This is a genomic window from Variovorax sp. FG153 (assembly GCF_057809595.1).
Genome location: NZ_JBMDKG010000009.1, coordinates 81,493 through 102,926, shown reverse-complemented (window position 1 = coordinate 102,926; position 21,434 = coordinate 81,493). Strand labels below are relative to the sequence as shown.

Annotated in this window: 21 protein-coding genes; 14 read left to right on the top strand and 7 right to left on the bottom strand. The window is 67.2% G+C overall.

Features of this window, described 5'->3' with window-relative positions; translation table 11 throughout:
- Window positions 1-29 precede the first annotated feature (29 nt).
- From ACODT0_RS13120 to ahpC, 4 genes are all read right to left on the bottom strand, one after another.
- Window positions 30-1,127 (bottom strand): hemin-degrading factor, encoded by a 1,098-nt coding sequence (locus ACODT0_RS13120; RefSeq protein ID WP_489041459.1) that lies wholly within the window; start codon window positions 1,125-1,127, stop codon window positions 30-32.
- Between the two features lie 34 nt (window positions 1,128-1,161).
- Window positions 1,162-3,438, bottom strand: coding sequence for a TonB-dependent hemoglobin/transferrin/lactoferrin family receptor (locus ACODT0_RS13115; protein WP_489041458.1), 2,277 nt, complete (start codon window positions 3,436-3,438; stop codon window positions 1,162-1,164).
- Window positions 3,439-3,632: 194 nt separating this feature from the next.
- Window positions 3,633-5,189, bottom strand: a complete 1,557-nt coding sequence (ahpF, locus tag ACODT0_RS13110; protein WP_261213592.1) for an alkyl hydroperoxide reductase subunit F — start codon at window positions 5,187-5,189, stop codon at window positions 3,633-3,635.
- 91 nt (window positions 5,190-5,280) lie between these two features.
- On the bottom strand, window positions 5,281-5,844 hold the full coding sequence (gene ahpC, locus ACODT0_RS13105; RefSeq protein ID WP_057595992.1) for an alkyl hydroperoxide reductase subunit C: 564 nt from the start codon (window positions 5,842-5,844) through the stop codon (window positions 5,281-5,283).
- A 257-nt stretch (window positions 5,845-6,101) separates the two neighbouring features.
- Here ahpC and bfr point away from each other — a divergent pair, with 257 nt between their 5' ends.
- From bfr to hemP, 13 genes are all read left to right on the top strand, one after another.
- Entirely contained in the window at window positions 6,102-6,578 is a 477-nt protein-coding gene (bfr, locus tag ACODT0_RS13100) for a bacterioferritin (protein WP_057595993.1), read from the top strand.
- Between the two features lie 224 nt (window positions 6,579-6,802).
- Entirely contained in the window at window positions 6,803-7,456 is a 654-nt protein-coding gene (locus tag ACODT0_RS13095; protein ID WP_489041457.1) for a PepSY-associated TM helix domain-containing protein, read from the top strand.
- A 71-nt stretch (window positions 7,457-7,527) separates the two neighbouring features.
- Entirely contained in the window at window positions 7,528-8,028 is a 501-nt protein-coding gene (locus ACODT0_RS13090) for a DUF2271 domain-containing protein (protein ID WP_489041490.1), read from the top strand.
- Window positions 8,029-8,075: 47 nt separating this feature from the next.
- A complete protein-coding gene (locus ACODT0_RS13085) occupies window positions 8,076-8,885 on the top strand; it encodes a DUF4198 domain-containing protein (protein ID WP_489041456.1) in 810 nt (269 codons plus the stop codon).
- 5 nt (window positions 8,886-8,890) lie between these two features.
- Complete coding sequence (locus ACODT0_RS13080) at window positions 8,891-9,919, top strand: FAD:protein FMN transferase (RefSeq protein ID WP_489041455.1); 1,029 nt, start codon at window positions 8,891-8,893, stop codon at window positions 9,917-9,919.
- Entirely contained in the window at window positions 9,916-11,277 is a 1,362-nt protein-coding gene (locus tag ACODT0_RS13075) for a sulfite reductase subunit alpha (RefSeq protein WP_489041454.1), read from the top strand. The genes ACODT0_RS13080 and ACODT0_RS13075 overlap by 4 nt, the downstream gene beginning before the upstream one ends.
- 290 nt (window positions 11,278-11,567) lie before the next feature.
- A complete protein-coding gene (locus ACODT0_RS13070; RefSeq protein WP_422097462.1) occupies window positions 11,568-13,883 on the top strand; it encodes a catecholate siderophore receptor Fiu in 2,316 nt (771 codons plus the stop codon).
- 101 nt (window positions 13,884-13,984) lie between these two features.
- A complete protein-coding gene (locus tag ACODT0_RS13065) occupies window positions 13,985-14,665 on the top strand; it encodes a Fe2+-dependent dioxygenase (protein ID WP_208512141.1) in 681 nt (226 codons plus the stop codon).
- A 130-nt stretch (window positions 14,666-14,795) separates the two neighbouring features.
- A complete protein-coding gene (locus ACODT0_RS13060; RefSeq protein ID WP_082322199.1) occupies window positions 14,796-15,068 on the top strand; it encodes a (2Fe-2S)-binding protein in 273 nt (90 codons plus the stop codon).
- A 114-nt stretch (window positions 15,069-15,182) separates the two neighbouring features.
- A complete protein-coding gene (locus ACODT0_RS13055; protein WP_261213606.1) occupies window positions 15,183-15,884 on the top strand; it encodes an energy transducer TonB in 702 nt (233 codons plus the stop codon).
- A gap of 11 nt (window positions 15,885-15,895) precedes the next feature.
- Window positions 15,896-16,609, top strand: a complete 714-nt coding sequence (locus tag ACODT0_RS13050; RefSeq protein WP_057590302.1) for a MotA/TolQ/ExbB proton channel family protein — start codon at window positions 15,896-15,898, stop codon at window positions 16,607-16,609.
- Window positions 16,610-16,614: 5 nt separating this feature from the next.
- Window positions 16,615-17,028 carry an ExbD/TolR family protein gene (locus ACODT0_RS13045; RefSeq protein ID WP_057590304.1) on the top strand — a complete coding sequence of 138 codons (414 nt, stop codon included), beginning with the start codon at window positions 16,615-16,617 and terminating at the stop codon, window positions 17,026-17,028.
- 95 nt (window positions 17,029-17,123) lie between these two features.
- Entirely contained in the window at window positions 17,124-17,336 is a 213-nt protein-coding gene (gene hemP / locus ACODT0_RS13040; protein WP_093343008.1) for a hemin uptake protein HemP, read from the top strand.
- A gap of 200 nt (window positions 17,337-17,536) precedes the next feature.
- Here the strand turns inward: hemP and ACODT0_RS13035 are convergent, their stop codons facing one another.
- On the bottom strand, window positions 17,537-17,944 hold the full coding sequence (locus ACODT0_RS13035) for a GlcG/HbpS family heme-binding protein (protein WP_203205294.1): 408 nt from the start codon (window positions 17,942-17,944) through the stop codon (window positions 17,537-17,539).
- Between the two features lie 180 nt (window positions 17,945-18,124).
- Here ACODT0_RS13035 and ACODT0_RS13030 point away from each other — a divergent pair, with 180 nt between their 5' ends.
- Window positions 18,125-18,826, top strand: a complete 702-nt coding sequence (locus ACODT0_RS13030; protein ID WP_057590307.1) for a Bax inhibitor-1/YccA family protein — start codon at window positions 18,125-18,127, stop codon at window positions 18,824-18,826.
- 90 nt (window positions 18,827-18,916) lie between these two features.
- Here ACODT0_RS13030 and rlmD read toward each other — a convergent pair whose 3' ends face one another.
- Entirely contained in the window at window positions 18,917-20,365 is a 1,449-nt protein-coding gene (gene rlmD, locus ACODT0_RS13025) for a 23S rRNA (uracil(1939)-C(5))-methyltransferase RlmD (protein ID WP_489041453.1), read from the bottom strand.
- Window positions 20,366-20,416: 51 nt separating this feature from the next.
- Window positions 20,417-21,430 (bottom strand): sigma-70 family RNA polymerase sigma factor, encoded by a 1,014-nt coding sequence (locus ACODT0_RS13020; RefSeq protein WP_489041452.1) that lies wholly within the window; start codon window positions 21,428-21,430, stop codon window positions 20,417-20,419.
- Window positions 21,431-21,434: the final 4 nt, after the last annotated feature.

The following is a 21,434-nucleotide window of genomic DNA, read 5'->3' as shown; positions in this document are numbered from 1 at the left end:
GTGGGGCAAGGAGAAAGACGTCCGCGCGATCAGGCGGCCGGTGCCGCCGCGGGCAGCCGCGCGAGCCCGCGCACCAGCGTGCGCCAGTCCTCGCGCTCGGGCACGCCGGGCTTGCGCGCGCCGAAGAACATCGCCATCAGCTCGCCCTCGCCGTCGAAGGCCTCGACCGAGGTCACGTGGCCGTCGCTGGTGGGCTTCTCGACGATCCACACGCTCGCGATGCGGTCCTCGCGCAGGTGCAGGTTGAAGCCGGGATCGAGCACGTTGAGCCAGCGCATCGGCGCGGCGTCGCCACGCGCCGGCATCTCCATCGGCTCGACGCGCACCACCGGCCCGGTGTGGATCTGGATGCAGCCGGGGCTGCCCACGAAGACCATGATCGGCGTGCCGCTGAAGGCCGCTTCCTGTAGCAGGTCGCCCACCGCATGCAGCGCGGCGCGCCGCGTGAACTCGCCCTCGGCGAGCCGGAAGCTCTGCTGGCGCTCGGCATCGAACTTCTTGAGCAGGCCGAAGAACTCGTGCGTGTCCTGCATGCCGCGCCAGGCCTCGACCAGCGCGCCGGCATCGATGGCGGCGTCGGCGCGCGGTGCGGGCTTGGGCTCGGCCGGCTTGAACGCCACCTGCAGCTCCGGCGCCGCATGCGCATCGATCACCGCCTGCAGCGCGCCGCGGTCGGTGGCCTCGCGCACGAAGATCTTGTGTACCGCCAGGCCGTGCGCGTCGAAGAACTGCAGGCTCAGCGAGGACGGCACGCCGGGATTGGCGGCCGCCTCGTCCACCGCGAAGCCCGCGTGCCAGCGGCTGAAGAACAGCCGCAGGTCGATCGCCTCGCCGAGCGCGAGCCCCATGGCCTCGCCGCCCGAGAGCTTCTCGTAGATGCCGGTCTTCTCGTGCACCGTGGTCTCGTTGCGCGTGAGCGCCAGCAGCGGCCCGCAGGCCTCGAGCGACTGCAGCAGCGCCAGCCACGGCCCGCGCAGCGGCGTGGCGCGCAGGGCCTGGTCGTGCGCGCCCGCATGGGCCGCGATCGCGGCGCCCTCGGCCAGCCCTATGGCGGCCGCGGCGTCCTTGTGGCGCATGCCCTTGGCGCGCAGCTCGGCGAAACGGAGGCGGATGTCGTCGGCATTCATCGTCGGTGGTCCTTCCTGTGTTGAAGTCGGTGGCTCAGAAGTCGGCCACGAGCGAGACGTTGAAGCTGCGTCCCGGCTGCGTGTAGGCGTCGCGGATCAGCGCGGTGGAGGTCAGGCCGCGCACGTCGCTCCACATCCAGTAGCGCTTGTTCGTGAGGTTCGTGATCGAGGCGTTGAGGCGCAGGTCGCGGTTGATGCGCCACTGCGCGCTCAGGTCCAGCGTGGTCGCCGAGGGCGTGAGGAACTGCACGCCGCCGGTGGTGATCTCGGCCCCATCCACGTCGGAGCGCTTCTTGGCCGCATGGTGCACCGCGTCTAGCCGCACCGACCAGGCCGGCGCCTTGTAGGCCAGGCCGAGGTTGAGCTTGCGCGGATCGATGGAGTTCAGCGGCCGGTTGTTGCTGCGGTCGCGCCCGCGCGTCTGGCCCCAGGCGAAGGGCACCGAGAAGCCATTGCCGTTGTCGGTGAAGTCGAGCTCGCCCTTGACCTCGAAGCCGCTGATGCGCGCGCGGCCGATGTTGACCGACTGGAAGGTGGCCGGGTTCACGCGCGAGCCGAACACGCCGCCGACCTGGCGGTCGTTCTCGATCAGGTCCTTGTAGTTGCCGCTGAAGGCGGCGACGTCGAAGTTCAGCAGGCCGGTGCGCCCGCGCACGCCGAGCTCCACGTTCTGGCTCTTCTCGGGCTTGAGGTTGGGGTTCGGGATCGTGCGGTAGCCCGAGATCGTGTTCTCGAAGAAGTTGTTGACCTGGAGCGCGTTGGGCGCCTTGAAGCCCGAGGCGTAGTTGCCGTAGACGCTCCATTGCGGCGTGGCGCGGAACAGCACCCCGAGCTTGGGCGAGACCGCCGAGCCCGAGAGCGAGACGGCCTGCGCGTTGAAGCCGGCCTGCTTGGCGTCGAGCGAGAAGCGGTCGAAGCGGATGCCGGGCGTGATGCTCCAGCGGTCATGGATGAACTCGTCCTGCACATAGAAGGCCGAGGAGGTCTCGCGCGTGTCGGGGAAGCGCTTGAGCGGATAGCTCTCGCCCGCAGGCGGCACCAGGCCGGTCTGCAGGTTCTCGACGTTGGTGCGCGCGTAGTCGAAGCCGTAGGTGATCTTCTGCGCCCAGTCCCCGGTGCGCACCAGCTTGTCGGCCTGCAGGCCGAACTGCCAGGTGCTCTCGTCGTAGGTGACGTCGCGCGAACGGTCGGCGGCGCTGAAGCGGTCCTCGAAGATGTACTCGCGCGACTTCGATTTCTGGTAGCTCACCGTGGCCTGCAGGCTGTCGGCCACGACCGAATTCAGGCGCAACCGGCCGTCGTAGGTGAAGCGGTCGCGCTGCAGGTCGGTGCGGGCATTGAGGCCGACCACCGAGGTCGAGGCATAGGGCGGCTTCGCGAGGCCCGACAGCAGGTCGTAGCGGCTGGTCTTCTCGATGTGCTCGAAGGTGAAGCCGTGGCGCTGGTCGGCATTGGGCGTGAGGATGACCTTGGCCAGCAGCGCCCCGCTGCGGTCGCGCTGCGGGTTGGGCGTGGTGCGGTCGGCATTGGGCGCGTTGTAGCTGCCGCGGTTCTCGAGCTCGTGCGAGCGGCCGAGGTTGGCCGAGAGCAGCCACTGCAGCGTGTCGCTGGGCTTGCCCGCGAGCGTGACGCCGGCGCGGCGGCCGTTGTCGTCGCCGCTGTAGCCCAGGCTGGCGCTGCCGCCGAAGCTCTTGCCGTCGCGCAGGAACGAGGACGGATCGCGCGTGATGAAGTTGACCAGGCCCGCGAGGCCGTCGGAGCCGTAGAGCGCCGAGGCCGGGCCCTTGAGGATCTCGATGCGCTCGATCAGGCCGATGTCGAAGTAGTCGCGGCCGAAGGCGTTGGCGCTGAAGACGTAGCTGCGCGGCGTGCGGATGCCGTCGGTCAGCAGCAGCACGCGGTTGCCGTCGAGGCCGCGGATGTTGAAGCCGGCGTTGTTGTCGCGCCCGGTGTTGCCCTGCGCGAGCCCGAAGCGCGCCGGCGAGCGCTTGACCGAGACGTTCGGCAGGTCGCGCACCGCGTCGCGGATGTCGTTGATCTGCTTCGATTCGATCGTCTCGCGGTTGAGCACCTCCACGCTGACCGGCAGCGCGTCCTTCTCCTGTTCGGAGCGCGAGCCGCTGACCACGATCTCGCCGAGCGCGGCGACCTGCTGCGGGGGCGGCTGCTGGGCCCAGGCCGGCGCCGCGGCGCCGAAGCCGCTGGCGATCAGCCAGGGCAGCAGCGCGCGGCGCGCACGCACGGGTCGGGAAGAGGAAGAAGAGGAAAACGGGCGCTCGAAGCGCGAGGAACGGGTAGAGGTGGCGGCCACGAAAAAGGTCCGGCAAGCGTTGGAATGGACAACGGCTTGCTGGACCTCGGCGCAGCGGAAACTGCGCGGCTGACCTGGCTGGCGGCGGGAGGCTCGGTTCTCTTTTCTTGGTGTTCTCGCCGCGATGCGCGGCGTGCGAGCCTCTGAAAACTATTTTATGAGAATAATTCTCATCTGACCGCCGATGGACCCACTCAAGCTGGGGCTGAAGTGCGGATCAGGTGATCGAATGCACCGAGCGCCGCCTTCGCGCCGTCGCCGGCCGCGATGATGATCTGCTTGAACGGCACCGTGGTCGCGTCGCCCGCGGCGAACACGCCGGGCACCGAGGTCTGGCCCTTCGCGTCCACCACGATCTCGCCGTGCTTCGACAGTTCGATCGTGCCCTTGAGCCAGTCGGTGTTGGGCACCAGGCCGATCTGGATGAACACGCCCTCGAGTTCGACGCGCTTGGCTTCGCCGGTCGCGCGGTCCTTGTAGACCAAGCCGTTGACCTTCTGGTCGCCGGTGATCTCGGTGGTCTGCGCGTTGGTGAACACGTCGACGTTCTTCAAGCTGTGCAGCTTGCGCTGCAGCACCGCGTCGGCGCGCAGTTGGGTGTCGAACTCGATCAGCGTGACATGGCCCACGATGCCGGCCAGGTCGATCGCCGCCTCGACGCCCGAGTTGCCGCCGCCGATCACGGCCACGCGCTTGCCCTTGAACAGCGGACCGTCGCAGTGCGGGCAATAGGCCACACCCTTGTTCTTGAACTCGTGCTCGCCGGGCACGTTGATGTTGCGCCAGCGCGCGCCGGTCGAGATGATCACGGACTTGCTCTTGAGCGACGCGCCGCTCTCGAGCTGCACCTCGATCAGGCCCTCACCCGGAATCAGCGCCTTGGCGCGCTGCAGGTTCATGATGTCGACCTCGTAGTCGCGCACGTGCTCCTCGAGCGCATGGGCGAACTTCGGTCCCTCGGTCTCCTTGATCGAGATGAAGTTCTCGATGCCCATGGTGTCGAGCACCTGGCCGCCGAAACGCTCGGAGGCCACGCCGGTGCGGATACCCTTGCGCGCCGCATACACGGCCGCCGCGGCGCCCGCGGGGCCGCCGCCGACGATCAGCACGTCGAACGGGTCCTTGGCGGCGATCTTCTTGGCTTCGCGCTCGACGCCGCTGTTGTCGATCTTCGCGAGGATCTCTTCGAGGCTCATGCGGCCCTGGCCGAACTCGGTGCCGTTGAGGAACACGGTGGGCACGGCCATCACCTGGCGTTCCTTCACTTCTTCCTGGAAGGTGCCGCCCTCGATCATCGTGGTGCGGATGCGCGGGTTCTGCACCGCCATCAGGTTCAGCGCCTGGACCACGTCGGGGCAGTTGTGGCAGGTCAGCGAGACGTAGATCTCGAACTCGAAATCGCCGTCGAGCGCCTTGATCTGGTCGAGCACGGCCTGCTCCACCTTCGGCGGGTAGCCGCCGATCTGCAGCAGCGCGAGGATCAGCGAGGTGAATTCATGGCCCATCGGCAGGCCGGCGAAGCGCGGGCCATGGTTTTCGCTCGGGCGGTTGACCGAGAACGAGGGCTTGCGGTGGTTGTCGTCGCGGCTTTCGCTCAGGCGGACCAGCGGCGAGGCTTCGGCCACGTCCTTCAGCAACGACAGCACTTCGTCCGAGGCCTTGCTGTCGTCGAGCGAGGCGACGATCTCGATCGGCTGCGTGGCGCGGTCGAGGTAACTCTTCAATTGGGCTTTGGTGCTGGCGTCGAGCATGAGGAACTCTCTTTCGATAACTGGAAACTATCAACTGGGGACAAGAAAGCCCGGGGGCCTCGTGAGCGCCCGGGCTTTCGCGCGGAGCGCCTTAGATCTTGCCGACGAGGTCGAACGACGGGGCGATGGTCTTGTCGCCTTCATTCCACTTGGCCGGGCAGACTTCGTTCGGGTGGGCGGCGGTGTAGACCGCTGCCTTGAGCTTGCGCAGGGTTTCCTTGACGTCGCGGGCGATCTCGTTGGAGTGCACTTCGGCGGTCTTGATGATGCCTTCGGGGTTGATCACGAAGGTGCCGCGCAGTGCCAGGCCTTCTTCGGGGATGTGCACGCCGAAGTTGTTGGTCAGCGTGTGGGTCGGGTCGCCCACCAGGGGGAACTTGGCCTTGCCCACGGCCGGCGAGGTGTCGTGCCAGACCTTGTGCGAGAAGTGCGTGTCGGTGGTCACGATGTAGACCTCGGCACCCAGCTTCTGGAACTCGGGGTAGTTGTCGGCCGCGTCTTCGACTTCGGTCGGGCAGTTGAAGGTGAAAGCCGCCGGCATGAAGATCAGCACGGACCACTTGCCCTTGAGCGTTTCGTCGGACACATCGATGAACTTGCCGTTGAGGTAGGCCTGGGTCTTGAAGGGCAGGACTTGGGTGTTGATCAGGGACATGAAGATTCCTTGGATGCTGCGGGTGGAAAAATAAGTGCGAGCCATGAGTATAGCTACCAATATTGCATTTTTAATAGCCAAGAACTATTAAAAGTATTGGAAGCCGCTATGTTTGCGATGGGCTCGCCGCGTCTCAATGCGAACGTGTATCGCCATCACACGCATGCAGACCGCGAATGCATGGCTTTGCTTGCGCCGCCCTCCCCCGCCCTCCGACAATCGCGGCCTTTACTGCTTTCATAAGAAGGAAAAACACCATGAAGGGCGATCCCAAGGTCATCGAGCATCTGCAGGCGCAGCTCAAGAACGAGCTGACTGCGATCAACCAGTACTTCCTTCACTACCGCATGCTCAAGCACTGGGGCCTCGACAAGCTGGCCAAGAAGGAATACGAAGAATCGATCGGCGAGATGAAGCATGCCGACAAGCTGATGGACCGCATCTTCATGCTCGACGGCCTGCCGAACCTGCAGGACCTGGGCAAGCTGAACATCGGCGAGGACGTACCCGAACTGCTGCGCTGCGACCTCGGTGCCGAGACCGGCGCGCAAGCCACCATCAAGGACGGCATCGCGCATTGCGAATCGGTGCGCGACTACGTCTCGCGCGACCTGCTGCAGGAAATCCTCGACGACACCGAGGAGCACATCGACTTCCTCGAGACCCAGATCGACCTGATCGACCGCGTGGGCCTGCAGAACTACCTGCAGTCGCAAATGGGCGAGATCGAGTAAGTCTCTCCTTCGCATTTCACGGCACGCGACAACTGCGGGACCTCGGTCCCGCTTTTTTTTGGGCGTGCGTTTGGCCTTTACCAAACTTCACACGCTATCCAATTAATAGCATAAGACAAAGGATTTACCTTAGATTCGACAGGATCGCCCCCCTTCGGCAAGGGTCGAACCCGATTGCCAAACGAAATCAATTCTCATTTGCGCGCCTAAAATGCCGGCCGCCAATGAATGCCGCCTCCCCCGACAATCGCCGCCGCGCCTACTGGCTCAAGACCCTGCACGAATGGCACTGGGTCAGCTCCGCCATCTGCCTGATCGGCATGGTGCTGTTCAGCGTCACCGGCTTCACGCTCAACCACGCGGGGCAGATCGAGGGCAAGCCGCAGGTCACGCGGCTGCACGCGACCGTCGACGAGGCGCTGCGCACCCGCCTCGAATCGGCCATGGGCGAGGTCAAGGCGAACACGGCGGCCAAGGGCAAGGCCGCGCTGCCCGCCGAACTCCAGGCCTGGGTGCGCCAGCGCTGGGACATCGACACCGCCGGCCGCGAGGCCGAATGGTCGGACGACGAGATCTACCTGTCGCTGCCCCGCCCCGGCGGCGACGCCTGGCTGCGCCTGAGCCTGGCCGACGGCGAGGCCGAATACGAGCGCACCGACCGCGGCTGGCTCTCCTATTTCAACGACCTGCACAAGGGCCGCAACACCGGCACCGCCTGGAGCTGGTTCATCGACATCTTCGCGGGTGCCGCGCTGGTCTTCTCGATCACCGGCCTGTTCATTCTCAAGATGCATGCGGGCAACCGCCCTTTCACCTGGCCGATGGTGGGCATGGGGCTGGTGGTGCCGCTGCTGCTCGCGCTGCTTTTCATCCACTGACTTTGGTTTCGTCCGTTTCGAAGAAAGAGGCCCCTCTCGTGCACATCCGCTACTCGCTCGCACCGCTCGCCATGTCGGCGCTTTTCGCAGCGCCGGCCTTTTCGGCCAGTCTCGGCGTCAACATCGAGGTACCGCGCCTCAACGTGTCGGAATACCACCGCCCCTACATCGCGACCTGGATCGAGCGCGCCGACAACACCGTGGCCGGCACGCTGGCGGTCTGGTACGACGTGCGCACCAAGACCAACAACCCCGAGGGCGAAGGCACCAAGTGGCTCAAGGACATGCGCCAGTGGTGGCGCCGCGGCGGCCGCGACCTGTCGGTGCCGATCGACGGCGTGACCGGCGCGACCAAGCCCGCGGGCAAGCACCAGCTGAACTTCACCGACGGCAGCGCGCCGATGCCGCAACTGGCGCCGGGCAGCTACAAGCTGGTGGTGGAAGCCGCGCGCGAAGTCGGCGGCCGCGAGGTCGTGAGCATCCCGTTCCAGTGGCCGCCGGCCAGCGCCTCGCAGCCGAGCGCTTCGGGCAAGGAAGAACTGGGCGAAATCAAGCTAGAGCTCAAGCCCTGACCGCCACATCGCCCCGCACCTTCGCCGCTCACCTCCAAGGAATCGCCATGAACACCCTCCGCCTGCGCGCCGCCGCCATCGCCGCCGCCTTCGTCGCCATCGCCCCGCTGTCCCAGGCGCACAACGCCTGGCTGCTGCCCTCGGGCACCGTGTTCTCGAAGGCCGACACGGTCAGCGTCGATGCCGCGGTGTCGAACGACCTGTTCGTCGCCAACCATGCGCCGCTGCGCCTCGAGGGCCTGCAGATCACCGCGCCCGACGGCAGCACCGTCAAGCCCGAGAGCGAAGCCAAGCTCAAGCAGCGCAACGTGTTCGACGTGCCGGTCGCGCAGCCCGGCACCTACCGCATCGCCGTGATCAACGGCGGCGCCTTCGCGAGCTGGAAGGACAAGGCCACCGGCCAGAACAAGCGCGCGCGCGGCACGCCCGAGACCATCGCCAAGGAGATCCCGGCCGATGCGCAGGACGTGACCATCACCCAGTCCTCGGGCCGCATCGAGACCTTCGTCACCGTCGGCAAGCCCTCGGCGCTGAAGCCGATCGGCCAGGGGCTGGAGCTGATCTCCGCCGGCAGCCCGACCGACCTCGCCAAGGGCGAGAAGGCGAGCTTCACGCTGCACCTGGACGGCCAGCCCGCCAAGGACCTCGAAGTGACGGTGACCGCGGGCAACACGCAGTACCGCGACAAGCTCGAGGAGTTCAAGGTCAAGACCGACGACAAGGGCCAGTTCAGCGTGACCTGGCCGAGCGCCGGCATGTACTGGCTCGACGTGTCCACGCGCGACGGCAAGACCACCGTGCCGAACGCCAAGGAACGCCGCCTGAGCTACGCGGCCACGCTCGAAGTCATGCCCTGACCGCCTTGGGCCTTTCCTTCGCCTCCCGCGGTTCCTGGCACGGCGGCTACGCCAACGCGGCCGTGCCGCGCCTCGCCGATCCGGCCCGCCTGCACCAGCTGGCCGGCCGGACCATGGGCACGACCTGGTCGCTGCGCTTCGACAACCCCGGCATGCGTCCGCTGGCCGAGGTGCGCGAGGCGGTCGAATCGGCGCTGGCGCGCGTGATCGCGCAGATGAGCCACTGGGAGGCCGACGCCGGGATCTCGCGCTTCAACCGCGCGCCGGCGGGCACGCGGTACACGCTTCCGGCCGAGTTCGCGCGCGTGATGGCCTGCGCGCTGCAATGGGCCGAGGACAGCGGCGGCGCGATCGATCCGACGGTCGGCGCACTGGTGGCCAGTTGGGGTTTCGGCCCCGATGCAAACGATGGCCCCATCGACACGGACGCTCTTGAAGCGGCACGCGAGCGCACGGGCTGGCGAAAGCTCGCCTTCGAAATGGCCGATGACGCAACGGCCACGCTGACCCAACCCGGCGGCTTCGCGCTCGATCTCTCGGGCATCGCCAAGGGCTTCGCGGTCGATCACGGCGTCGAGGCCCTGCAGGCGCTCGGCCTCGAGGATTTCCTGTTCGAGATCGGCGGCGAACTGCGCGGCGTGGGCCGGCGCCCCGGCGGACAGCCGTGGCGCGTGCAGGTCGACGGCGAACTGCCCGCACCGGTGCACGTGGCGCTCGACGGCCTCGCGATCGCCACTTCCGGCGATCGATGGCACCAGCGCGAGCACGCAGGCCGCCGCTGGTCGCACACCATCGATCCGCGCAGCGGCGAGCCCGTGCCGGCCGGGCTCGCGAGCGTCACCGTGCTGCACGCGCAGTGCATGCAGGCCGACGCGCTGGCCACGGTGCTGACGGTGCTCGGAGCCGAGGAAGGCTTCGTCTTCGCCGAGGCGCGCGGCATCGCGGCGCTGTTCGTCGCGCATGCGACGCAGGGCGACGAAGCGCCGAGCCTGCGCGCGACGCCGGCCTGGACCGAACGGACCGCCTCGGCATGAACGAGACACTGCTGCGCGCGCTGGCCGCGGGCTCCACCGTGGCCGCCTACGGCGCGATGTGCCTGGCGATCTACACGCGCGAACGCCGCGCTGTCGCGGCCACCGCGCGCGCGGCGCAGGCACTGGCGGGCGACGGCACGGTGCCTCCGACGCTGGTGCTGTTCGCCAGCCAGACCGGCCAGGCCGAAGCCATCGCCTGGCAGACCGCGCGCCGCCTGCGCGCGGCCGGCACGCCGGTGCGCGTGATGGAACTCAATGCGCTCGACGCCGCCACCCTGCGCGACGCGCGGCAGGCGCTGTTCGTGGCCAGCACCTATGGCGAAGGCGATGCGCCCGATGGCGCCAGCCTGTTCGCCGAAAAGGCGATGGCCGAGCACACCGATCTCTCCGCGCTGCGCTACGCGGTGCTGGCCCTGGGCGACCGCCAGTACGCGAACTTCTGCGGCTTCGGGCGCCAGCTCGACGACTGGCTGCAAGGCCAGGGCGCGACGCCGTCCTTCGCGCGCGTCGAGGTCGATAACGGCGATCCCGAGGCGCTGGCCATGTGGCATGCGCGATGGGAAGATGCCGAGGTCGCGCACGACGAGGAAGAAAGCCGCGCCTTCGCTCCGTGGCGTCTCGCGCATCGCAAGCTGCTCAATCCCGGCAGCGCGGGCGCGCCGGTCTTCCTGCTCGGCCTGGTGCCGCAGGCCGGTGCGATGCCGGCCTGGGACTCGGGCGACCTGGTGCAGATGGCGGTCGCGAGCGATCCATCGCGGCCGCGCGACTACTCGATCGCCTCGCTGCCCGCCGATGGCGAGCTGCAGTTGCTGGTACGGCAGGAACAACATCCCGACGGCACGTTGGGCATGGCGTCGGGCCATCTGACCTCGACGCTGGCCATCGGCGACACGGTGGCGCTGCGCCTGCGCGCGCACCGCGGCTTCCGCCTCGAGGGCAATGCTTCGCGCCCGCTGATCCTGATCGGCAACGGCACCGGACTGGCCGGCCTGCGCGCCCACCTGCGCGCGCGCATCGCGGCGGGCCGGCACGAGAACTGGCTGGTGTTCGGCGAGCGCCACGCGGCGCGCGACTTCCTCTGCCGCGACGAGATCGAGGGCTGGCAGCGCGAAGGCGCGCTGAGCGAACTCGACATGGTGTTCTCGCGCGACCAGGCCGAGCGGCTCTACGTGCAACACCGGCTGCTGCAGCGCGCCGATGCGCTGCGCGAATGGCTCGCGCGCGGCGCGGCCGTGTACGTGTGCGGCAGCCTGCAAGGAATGGCCGCGGGCGTGGATGCAGCGCTGCGACAGGTGGCCGGCGAGGCGCTGTGGGCCGAGCTGGTCGGCTCGGGGCGCTACAGACGCGACGTCTACTGAAGCCCTCGGCGGCCGATGCCGCCTAGCATTGTTGCAACCCTGTCAACAATTTCCACAGAATTAGCAGTTGCATCACTGCAACAAAGTATCTACTTTACAAAGCAACAGAGGAATATTCCAGCAAAAGTACTCAGTGTTCGTATTGATAAACATTATCATTTGACACGGTTTTTACTTCTGCCCTCCCGCAGTTCGCTCACCCAGCCAGCCCGCCAGTGCTTCCGCAAGCACGCGCGCAGGGCATCGCCAGTCGAGTTCTCAGGGCGTTTTTTCCTTTTTCGAGAACCTTCATGGCCACCTCCTATATCAAGAGCCGGAAGCACGCCGTCGCGCGCGCCGTTCCCCAGGTCTCGGGCGCCGCAGCCGCCACGCTGATCGCCCTCTCTGCCCCTGCCATCGCCCAGCAGCAGCCCTCGCGCGTGCTGCCCGAGATTCGCGTCGAGGGTTCGGTCGCCGCCGACTTCAAGGCCGACACCTCGGCCAATCCCAAGTTCACGGCACCGCTGGTGAACACGCCGCAGACCGTGCAGGTCATCAAGGAGCAGGTGCTGCGCGACCAGGGCGCCACCACGCTGACCGAAGCGCTGCGCAACACCCCCGGCGTGGGCACCTTCTTCCTCGGGGAGAACGGCAACACCAACACCGGCGACGCGGTGTTCATGCGCGGCTTCGACAGCTCGAGCGCGATCTTCGTCGACGGCATCCGCGACATCGGCTCGATCTCGCGCGACACCTTCAACATCGACCAGGTTGAAGTCGTGAAGGGCCCCTCGGGCACCGACGTGGGCCGCACCTCGCCCACCGGCTACATCAACCTCGTGACCAAGAAGCCCAAGCTCGACGACAGCTTCACGGGCTCGCTGGGCTTCGGCAGCGCCGACTTCAAGCGCGGCAGCATCGACTGGAACAAGTCGCTCAGCGGCGAGAACGGCATCGGCGCGGCCTTCCGCCTGAACGCCGTGGCCGAGGACGCCGGCGTGGCCGGCCGCGATTTCGTGAAGAACAAGCGCTGGGCGGTCGCGCCCTCGCTGGCCCTGGGCCTGAACAGCCCGACGCGCTTCTTCTTCGACTTCGTGCACGTCGAGCAGAACAACATTCCCGACGGCGGCGTCCCCACCATCGGCCTGCCCGGCTTCTCGACGCCCGACACCAAGCGCGGCTACCTCAACTACGCCTCGCGCGTGAACTCGAAGAACTTCTACGGCACGAGCTCGGACTTCGACCACGTCACGACCGACATGTTCACGGCGCGCGTCGAGCATGACCTGACGCCGGACATCACGATCCGCAACACCACGCGCTATGCCAAGACGCAGCAGGACTACCTGCTGACCTCCTTCATGGGCAGCACGGCCAACCTGCTGACGCCCAACCAGTTCGTCCCCCTGGGCTGGACCATCGCGCGCAGCTCGCCGACCAACAAGGACCAGGAAAACACGATCTTCACGAACCAGACGAACGTGAGCGCGAAGTTCAACACCGGCAGCGTGGGCCACACGCTCAACGCCGGCGTGGAACTGATCCGCGAAAAGCAGGACTCGGTGGGCTACTACGGCCAGAACGCCAAGGTCTTCAACGTTCCGGGCTTCTCCAACAGCGGCGCCTGGCCGGCCGCCAACCTGTACGCGCCCAACCCCTACGTGATCGGCTACAACCGCATCCCGAACGGCACCACCACCTCGGGCGAGACCACCACCGTCGGCGCCTACGTGTTCGACACGGTCAAGTTCAACGAGCAGTGGATGCTGACCGGCGGCCTGCGCTACGACCATTACTCGACCAAGTTCGACTCGACGGCGCTGAACGCCACCAGCGGCGTGCTGACCCCGACCAACCTCAAGCTGTCGGACAGCCTGTGGTCGGGCAAGATCGGCCTGGTCTACAAGCCGACCGAGAACGGCAGCGTCTATGCCGCCTACGGCACGGCAGCGCAACCGCCGGGCGGCTCGAACTTCCAGCTCGCCGCGGGCGGCACCGGCAACAGCGCCGCGCGCACCGACTTCCTGCCGCAGAAGGCCAAGACCTACGAGCTCGGCACCAAGTGGGACGTGCTCAACAAGCACCTCGCCTTGACGGCCGCGCTCTACCGCACCGACGTCAGCAACGAGGTGGTGCAGGACTCGGTCTCGCAGCAGTACTACCAGACCGGCAAGAAGCGCGTGCAGGGCATCGAGCTCGGCGTGTCGGGCGCGATCACCGACAACTGGGGCGTGACCACGGGCTTCACGACGATGAACACCCGCGTGCTCAGCGGCCCCTCGGTGCTGGCCGACGGCTCGACCGCGTTGGCCTACACGCCCAAGCGCGCCTTCACGCTGTGGACCACCTACCAGTTGCCGTTCGGACTGACGATCGGCGGCGGCGCGCGCTACAACGGCAAGCTGTACCGCGGCACGGACGGCGCGGTCGGCACGCCGGCCTACGTCGAGTCGTACTGGGTGGTCGACGCCATGGCGTCCTACCGGATCAACAAGAACGTGGACCTGCAGCTGAACGTCTACAACCTGTTCGACAAGGACTACGTGGCGGCCATCAACAAGTCGGGCTACCGCTACACGCCGGGCACGCCACGCTCGTTCAAGGTCACCGCGAACTTCGCGTTCTGATCGTTCGCCACGGCGCGCCGCCGGCCGAGCCCGGTGCGCCGCGGTGCGACACTCGAGCCCCGGCCCGCGCCGGGGCTTTTTTCCTTCCGGAGTTCCCGAAGATGATGCTGCATGTGCCCGAAGTGCTGAGCCCGGACCAGGTGCGCAGGATGCGCGCCACGCTCGATGCCACCCAGTGGGTCGACGGGCGCGAGACCGTCGGCGACCAGGGCGCGCAGGTCAAGCGCAACCGGCAGTTGTCGGAGCATTCGCCGGTCGGACGCGAGCTCGCCAAGACCGTGCTGGCCGCGCTGGCGCGCAACCCGCTGTTCTTCTCGGCCGCCCTGCCCGCGCGCTTCGTGCCGCCGCTGTTCAACCGCTACGAGGGCGGCGAGCACTACGGCCTGCACGTCGATGGCGCGGTGCGCGCCGTGCCCGGCAGCGAGCAGCCGCTGCGCACCGACCTGTCGTGCACCTTGTTTCTCTGCGACCCGGACGACTACGACGGCGGCGAGCTCGAGGTGGTCGACACCTACGGTTCGCACGAGGTCAAGCTGCCGGCCGGCGACCTGATCCTCTATCCGTCGAGCAGCCTGCACCGCGTGCACCCCGTGACCCGGGGCGCGCGCGTGTGCGCCTTCTTCTGGGCCCAGAGCATGGTGCGCAACGACCAGCAGCGCGCGATGCTGTTCGAACTCGACCAGAACATCCAGAAACTGCGCGCCCGGCTGGGCGAATCCGAGGAAACCGTGGCCCTGACCGGCCACTACCACAACCTGCTTCGGCTCTGGTCGGAGATATAGGCGACCGCCCCCTCATAGCGAATAGCTGTCGCGCCGGGCGCTGGCGAATACGATAGTTATTGCAAATGCGAGGGATTCTTATTTATAATCGTTGCATCCAACAGCCAGCCAAACTGCCGCCTTCACAGCCATGATCGTTTGCATTTGCCGCCGAGTCTCCGACCGCGAAATCGCACGCCACGTGCGCGCGGGGATGACTTTCGACGAAGTGCAATTCGAACTCGGCGTGGCCACCCAGTGTGGCCAATGCGAAGGATGTGCGCGCGATATCGTCGCGCAGTGCAGCGCTTCGCACCCGGTCGCGGCCCTGCACTGCGAATCGGAACCGAAGTCGATCCAGCTTGCCAACTCCATCAAGGAAAGCAAAGCATGGAACTCGTCTCTGCACTCGGCGGCAGCCTGATCCTGGTGGCGGGCTCCGTCTGGTGGATCCTTCGTAAATAGAAGTAGACGTCGTCGTAGCGGTTTTGCTGCAATCGGGGCACGTACCCACGTGCTCGCACTCGAATGGTTGATCGTGTCTGACCGCTTTGCCCCCCCTCCTACCTTTCTCGGCCTCTCGCGCAACGCCGCCATCGCCGGTGGCGTGATCGTCTTCCACGCCGCAGCGCTCTGGGCGCTGCAGAGCGGCCTGCTGCGCCGGGCCGCCGAAGTGGTGATCCCGGTCGAGATCATGAGCCAGTTCATCGAGCCGCCGAAGCCCACGCCGCCTCCGCCGCCCCCACCTCCGCCGCCGCCCCAGCCGCGCGTGAAGGCGCCACCGCCGCCGCGTCCGCAGGCCATCCGCGAGCCCAAGCCCACGCCGGCGCCGCAAGCCCCCGTGGGCGATCCGGAACCGCCGCCGCCGGCACCGACACCCCCCTCGCCGCCGCCGGCGCCACCCGCGCCGCCGGCCCCTCCGCCGGCACCGCCCGCACCGCCCAGGGTGGTCGAGGTGACGGCCGCGCAGGCGCAATGGCTGCGCCAGCCGGTGGTGGTCTATCCGCAGCTGAGTTCACGGCTCGGCGAATCGGGCACGGTGACCATCGCCGTGTACTTCAACCGCAGCGGCATCGTGCGCCGCGCCGAGATCCTCAAGTCCAGCGGCTACGACCGCCTCGACCGCGCGGCCCGCGAGGCGGTGCTGAAGTCGTCCGTGACCGTGAGCAACTATCCGAACGCGAGCGACGAGACCCTCTTCATGCTGCCCGCGCCCATCGTTTTCAACCAACCTAAGTAACTGAGACCCCTATGGATTCCCAATTTGGCTTGATGAATGTCTGGCACCAAGGCGACTTCGTCACCAAGGCCGTCGCGGTGCTGTTGATCGCCATGTCGCTCGCGTCGTGGATCGTGATCATCGTCAAGGCGCTCGACGTCATCCGCTACAAGCGTCTCGCCAAGCAGTCGCAGGACTTCTGGCACAGCGAGGATTTCGCCACCGCGCTCAACAAGCTCGGCAAGGACGACAGCAACCCCTTCCGCGCCCTCGCGCTCGAAGGCCGCGAAGCCGCCGCCCACCACCGCAACACCAAGGCGCACCTGCATGACGCGCTCGACGTCAGCGACTGGATCACGCGCTCGCTGCGCAACGGCATCGACGCCTTCACCGCTCGCCTGCAGACCGGCCTGGCCGTGCTGGCGTCGGTCGGCTCGACCGCGCCCTTCATCGGCCTGTTCGGTACCGTCTGGGGCATCTACCACGCACTGATGAGCATCGGCTCGGCCGGCCAGGCCACGATCGACAAGGTCGCGGGCCCGATCGGCGAAGCGCTGATCATGACGGCCCTGGGCCTCGCGGTCGCCATTCCCGCGGTGCTCGGCTACAACGCCCTGGTGCGCGGCAACAAGTTCGTGCTGACCAAGCTCAATGCCTTCGCGCACGACCTGCACGCCTACTTCGTGACCGGTGCCCGCGTCCAGAGCGGCGCCGAATCGATCGTGGTTCCGCTCAAGAAGGGCTGAGCATCATGGCCTTCGGTACCCAAGACGAACCCGATGAGGTGATGAACGAGATCAACATGACGCCGCTGGTCGACGTCATGCTGGTGCTCCTGATCATCTTCATCATCACCGTGCCGGTGATGAAGCACGCGGTGAACATCGACCTGCCGCGCGCCACCAGCGAGCCCGAGCAGCCGAAGCCCGAGAACATCCTGTTCAGCGTGACGGCCGAGGGCGACTACTACTGGAACGACCAGAAGATCGCCGACAGCGAACTCCCGGGCCGCCTCGCGGCCGAGGCCGCCAAGGAGCCGCAGCCCGAGCTGCACATCCGCGGCGACAAGGCGGTGCGCTACGAGCGCGTGGCCAAGGCGATGTCCGAGGCCCGCGAAGCCGGCGTGCGCAAGATCGGCTTCATCACCGAGCCCGACGCGAAATAACGGCCCCGCGGCTCACAAAATTTTTCATCGCGGCGATTGACTTCTTGATGAGAATTATTATCATTCAGTCATCGCTTCGATAAGAGGAATTCGAGATGCCAGCCACCACCAACGCCTTTGCTGTTCTGAGCCACCCTTCGCTCGATCAATCGGGCGGCGGTCACGCCACCATCCAGGCTCAGCGACCGGTTCCGATGGTCGAGAGCACCGAACTGCTCAAGGGCAGCAAGACCGTCGGCATCATGCACAACGGCTCGCTGTACCGCCTGCAGGCCACCAAACTGGGCAAGCTGATCCTGACCAAGTAGGTCCCGGTCAGCCCGCCCCTCGCGCAAGTTTCATCGTGGGGCGACTCCAGGAGATTCATTTCTCCGAAGGGTCGTTTTTTGCTAGCCAACGGTTCGCCGACTAGCCAAGCTTTTTTTCACGCTGAACGTTCCATGCAAAACGCCGACTCTCGAGTCGGCGTTTTCGTTCGTGCGGGGCGCCCAGGCGCCCACGCCGGATCTCAGAGGCCGAGTGCCGCGATGCCGGCCTTGGCGACCTGCGCGTCCTCGTTCGACTTCACGCCGCTGACGCCCACCGCGCCGATCACGTGGCCGTCCTTCACGATCGGCACGCCGCCTTCGAGCAGGCCGTGCACCAGCGGTGCCGTCAGGAAAGCGGTGCGGCCACCGTTGATGATGTCCTCGTAGACCTTGCTCTCGCGGCGACCCATGGCCGCCGTGTGGGCCTTGGCCGGTGCGATGTGCGAGGACAGCGCGGCCGCGCCGTCGAGGCGCTGCAGCCACAGCAGGTTGCCCGCGTCGTCGGCGATGGCGATGGTCACGGCCCAGTTGTTCTTGAGTGCCTCGGCTTCCGCGGCGGCGGCGATCAGCTTGACGTCGGCGAGTTCGAGGAATGATTTCGTTTGCATGATGGTGATCAAGGTCTTGTTGCGTCGAACCCCCAAGCATACCGGCCCGCCGCATGGCCTCCTCCTGTCGGACGGCGCGCCGTCTAAGGAACACCCCCCATACGGTCTTTGGAGGCCCAGGTCTTGCAGACTTCTAGAATCGGCCCAACTGCCAAGGCAGCAACCACAGGAGCTTCGGCCATGAACGACCGCGTTACAACCCTCGACACTTCCACCGGCTACGGCCAGGTGCTGCCGCAGGCTGACCGCCAACGCGTGCTGCGCAACACCTACTGGCTGCTGGCGCTGAGCCTGTTGCCCACCGTGCTGGGTGCCTGGCTGGGCGTGCAGACCGGCATCACCCGTTCGCTGACCGGCGGCCTCGGCCTCATCGTCTTCCTCGGCGGCGCCTTCGGTTTCATGTTCGCGATCGAGAAGACCAAGAACTCGGCCGCCGGCGTGCCGGTGCTGCTGGGCTTCACCTTCTTCATGGGCCTGATGCTCTCGCGCCTGATCGCGATGGTGCTGGGCTTCAAGAACGGCCCCGAACTCATCATGACGGCCTTCGGCGGCACCGCCGGCGTGTTCTTCGTGATGGCCTCGCTGGCCACCGTGATCAAGCGCGACCTGTCGGGCATGGGCAAGTGGCTGTTCGTCGGCGCGATGGTGCTGATGGTCGGCGCTGTCATCAACGTGTTCGTCGGCTCGACCGCCGGCATGTTCGCGATCTCGGTCGCGGCCATCGGCATCTTCTCGGCCTACATGCTCTATGACCTGAAGCAGATCATCGACGGCGGCGAAACCAACTACATCAGCGCGACGCTCGCCCTGTACCTCGACCTGTTCAACGTGTTCCAGAGCCTGCTGGCGCTGCTGGGTCTCGCGGGCGGCGAACGCGACTGACGCGTCCTCTTTCGATGGCTCCACGGCCATCGATCGGTAAAAAAGAAAGGGCCCTTCCGGGCCCTTTCTCGTTGCGGCGTCGGAACCGGCTCATTCGCGTTCGAACACCGCGATCGACTCCACGTGCGCCGTGTGCGGGAACATGTTGACCACGCCCGCGTGCGTGCAGCGATAGCCTGCCTGGTGCACCAGCAGGCCCGCATCGCGCGCCAGCGTCGACGGATTGCAGCTCACGTAGACGATGCGCTTGGGCGGCGTCCATCCGCCCGTGCGCAGCTCGGGCTGCTGATGCAGATCGGCCATCGCCTTGGCGAGCGCGAAGGCGCCCTCGCGCGGCGGGTCGACCAGCCACTTGTCGGCCTGTCCGTCGGCGACCAGCATCTCGGGCGTCATCTCGAACAGGTTGCGCGCCACGAACGAAGCCGGCGACAACGCGCGCCGCGTGGATGTCGCGGGCTGGTTCCTGCGGAAGTTGTCGGTAGCCCGCGCCACCAGCGTGTCGCTGCCCTCGATGCCCAGCACCTCGCGCGCGCGGCTCGCCAGCGGCAGCGTGAAGTTGCCGAGGCCGCAGAACCAGTCGATCACGCGTTCGTCGGACTGCACGTCGAGCAGGCGCAGCGCCTTGCCCACGAGCGCGCGGTTGATATGCGGATTGACCTGCGTGAAGTCGGTGGGCCGGAACGGCATCGTCACGCCGAACTCGGGCAGCCCGTAGGCCAGCGGCGTGCCGCCCTCCTCGAGCAACCGCACGGTGTCGGGCCCCTTGGGCTGCAGCCACCATTGAACCTGATCGTTCTTCGCGGCGAAGGCCTTGAGGCGTCCGATGTCCGCGTCCGACAGCGGCTCGAGGTGCCGCAGCACCAGCGCGATGGTGCCGAGCGCCTGGGTACCCGGCGCGTCGCCGCAGGCCAGTTCGATCTGCGGGCAGGTGTCGCGCGCATCGAGCGAGGCGATCAGCGCGCGCAGCGGCATCAGCATCTGGCTGACCTGCCTGGGCAGCACGGGACAGACCTGCATGTCGGCCAGGTAACGGCTCTTGCGCTCATGGAAGCCGATCAGCACCGTGCCCTTCTTGACCACGTGGCGCACCGACAGGCGCGCCCGGTAGCGGTAGTGCCAGGCCGGGCCCTCGAGCGGACGCAGCAGGTTCTCGGGACGGACCTTGCCGAGGTGCCAGAGGTTGTCCTCGAGCGCGCGCTGCTTCACCGCCACCTGCGCCGCGGCGTCGAGGTGCTGCATCTTGCAGCCGCCGCAGGCGCCCGTGTGCAGGCCGAAGTGCGGGCAGCCGGGCCGCACGCGCTGCGAGGACTCGCGCCGGATCTGCGTGACCGTGCCCTGCTCCCAGTTGTTCTTGCGGCGGTGCACGTTGAGCTGCACCTCTTCGAAGGGCAGCGCGCCCTCGATGAACACGACCATGCCGTCGGCCTTGTGCGCCACGCCCTGTGCGTCGAGGTCCAGCGATTCCACATGAAGCCATTCGCCGCCGGCGTTCGTGGGGGTGTCCGTGGGGGATTTATCTTTCTTGATGGGTTCCGTCATGCCCCGATTGTCTCAGCGTGGGAAGAGACCCTCGCGCGGAGCCCGGCAGGGCTAGAACAAGGCGTCCCGCCCCACGCCCGAGCGCGCGAGCTGACGCCGCATCTTCGCGAGCGCCTCGTTCTGGATCTGGCGCACGCGCTCGCGCGTCAGGCCCAACCGCACGCTGAGCACCTCGAGCGTCTCGGGCTCGCGGTCGTGCAGGCCATAGCGTCCTTCGAGCACCTCGCGCTCGCGCGCGTCGAGCGCGGCCACCCAGCCGTCGAGCAGGCGCTCGACCTCGTGCGCCTGGGTCGCGCCGGTCGGGTCGCTTTCTTCGCCGTCCGCCGCGACCGAATCGGACAGCGCGTAGCTCTCCTCGCCACGCGATTCGCCCGCGTCGAGCGAACGCGGCGCTTCGGCCAGCGCCAGCAGGTCGGCCACCGACTGCACGTCCGAGCCCAGCAGCGCCGCGACGTCTTCCACGCGCACGCCGTCGGGCCGGCGCGCCACGAACTCGGGATCGCCCTCGAGCGTGCGGCGCGCGCGCAGCACCTGCTGCAGTTCACGCACGATGTGCACCGGCAGGCGGATCGTGCGGGACTGGGTCATCAGCGCGCGCTCGACCGACTGGCGTATCCACCAGGTCGCATAGGTCGAGAAGCGGAAACCGCGCTCGGGCTCGAACTTGGTGATCGCGTGCATCAGGCCGAGGTTGCCTTCCTCGATGAGGTCGGAGAACGGCACGCCGCGATGGAGATAGGCCTTGGCGATGTTGACCACGAGCCGCAGGTTGTGCTCGATCATGGATTGGCGCGCCGCGAAGTCACCGGCGCGCGCGGCGCAGGCGGTTGCGTATTCCTGCTCGGGGGTGAAGAGCTCGGTGCGCCGGATGCGGCGCAGGTAGACGGTGAGCGCGTCGGCCGTGTCGTCGCCGATGCGCGCGAGCGATTCGACGCTTGGCTCGGGCGCGGTCAGGCCATCGGGGGATGAAGCGGGCGGTGGAGCTTCGCCGCCGGTAGTCGATTCGGCCGAGTTGCCCGCCGACCGGCGCACGGACAACGTGCGACGGGGGCGGGAACCGGCCATGGCA

What these genes read in the sequence shown, in the direction of transcription:
- ACODT0_RS13065 (WP_208512141.1), top strand. Translation starts at nt 13,985, where the DNA reads ATGATGCTGCATGTGCCCGAAGTGCTGAGCCCGGACCAGGTGCGCAGG.
- ahpC (WP_057595992.1), bottom strand. Translation starts at nt 5,844, where the DNA reads ATGTCCCTGATCAACACCCAAGTCCTGCCCTTCAAGACCCAGGCCTAC.
- ACODT0_RS13050 (WP_057590302.1), top strand. Translation starts at nt 15,896, where the DNA reads ATGGATTCCCAATTTGGCTTGATGAATGTCTGGCACCAAGGCGACTTC.
- ACODT0_RS13085 (WP_489041456.1), top strand. Translation starts at nt 8,076, where the DNA reads ATGAACACCCTCCGCCTGCGCGCCGCCGCCATCGCCGCCGCCTTCGTC.
- ACODT0_RS13070 (WP_422097462.1), top strand. Translation starts at nt 11,568, where the DNA reads ATGGCCACCTCCTATATCAAGAGCCGGAAGCACGCCGTCGCGCGCGCC.
- rlmD (WP_489041453.1), bottom strand. Translation starts at nt 20,365, where the DNA reads ATGACGGAACCCATCAAGAAAGATAAATCCCCCACGGACACCCCCACG.
- ACODT0_RS13060 (WP_082322199.1), top strand. Translation starts at nt 14,796, where the DNA reads ATGATCGTTTGCATTTGCCGCCGAGTCTCCGACCGCGAAATCGCACGC.
- ACODT0_RS13020 (WP_489041452.1), bottom strand. Translation starts at nt 21,430, where the DNA reads ATGGCCGGTTCCCGCCCCCGTCGCACGTTGTCCGTGCGCCGGTCGGCG.
- ACODT0_RS13120 (WP_489041459.1), bottom strand. Translation starts at nt 1,127, where the DNA reads ATGAATGCCGACGACATCCGCCTCCGTTTCGCCGAGCTGCGCGCCAAG.
- ACODT0_RS13090 (WP_489041490.1), top strand. Translation starts at nt 7,528, where the DNA reads ATGTCGGCGCTTTTCGCAGCGCCGGCCTTTTCGGCCAGTCTCGGCGTC.
- hemP (WP_093343008.1), top strand. Translation starts at nt 17,124, where the DNA reads ATGCCAGCCACCACCAACGCCTTTGCTGTTCTGAGCCACCCTTCGCTC.
- ACODT0_RS13045 (WP_057590304.1), top strand. Translation starts at nt 16,615, where the DNA reads ATGGCCTTCGGTACCCAAGACGAACCCGATGAGGTGATGAACGAGATC.
- ACODT0_RS13030 (WP_057590307.1), top strand. Translation starts at nt 18,125, where the DNA reads ATGAACGACCGCGTTACAACCCTCGACACTTCCACCGGCTACGGCCAG.
- bfr (WP_057595993.1), top strand. Translation starts at nt 6,102, where the DNA reads ATGAAGGGCGATCCCAAGGTCATCGAGCATCTGCAGGCGCAGCTCAAG.
- ACODT0_RS13075 (WP_489041454.1), top strand. Translation starts at nt 9,916, where the DNA reads ATGAACGAGACACTGCTGCGCGCGCTGGCCGCGGGCTCCACCGTGGCC.
- ACODT0_RS13095 (WP_489041457.1), top strand. Translation starts at nt 6,803, where the DNA reads ATGAATGCCGCCTCCCCCGACAATCGCCGCCGCGCCTACTGGCTCAAG.
- ACODT0_RS13035 (WP_203205294.1), bottom strand. Translation starts at nt 17,944, where the DNA reads ATGCAAACGAAATCATTCCTCGAACTCGCCGACGTCAAGCTGATCGCC.
- ahpF (WP_261213592.1), bottom strand. Translation starts at nt 5,189, where the DNA reads ATGCTCGACGCCAGCACCAAAGCCCAATTGAAGAGTTACCTCGACCGC.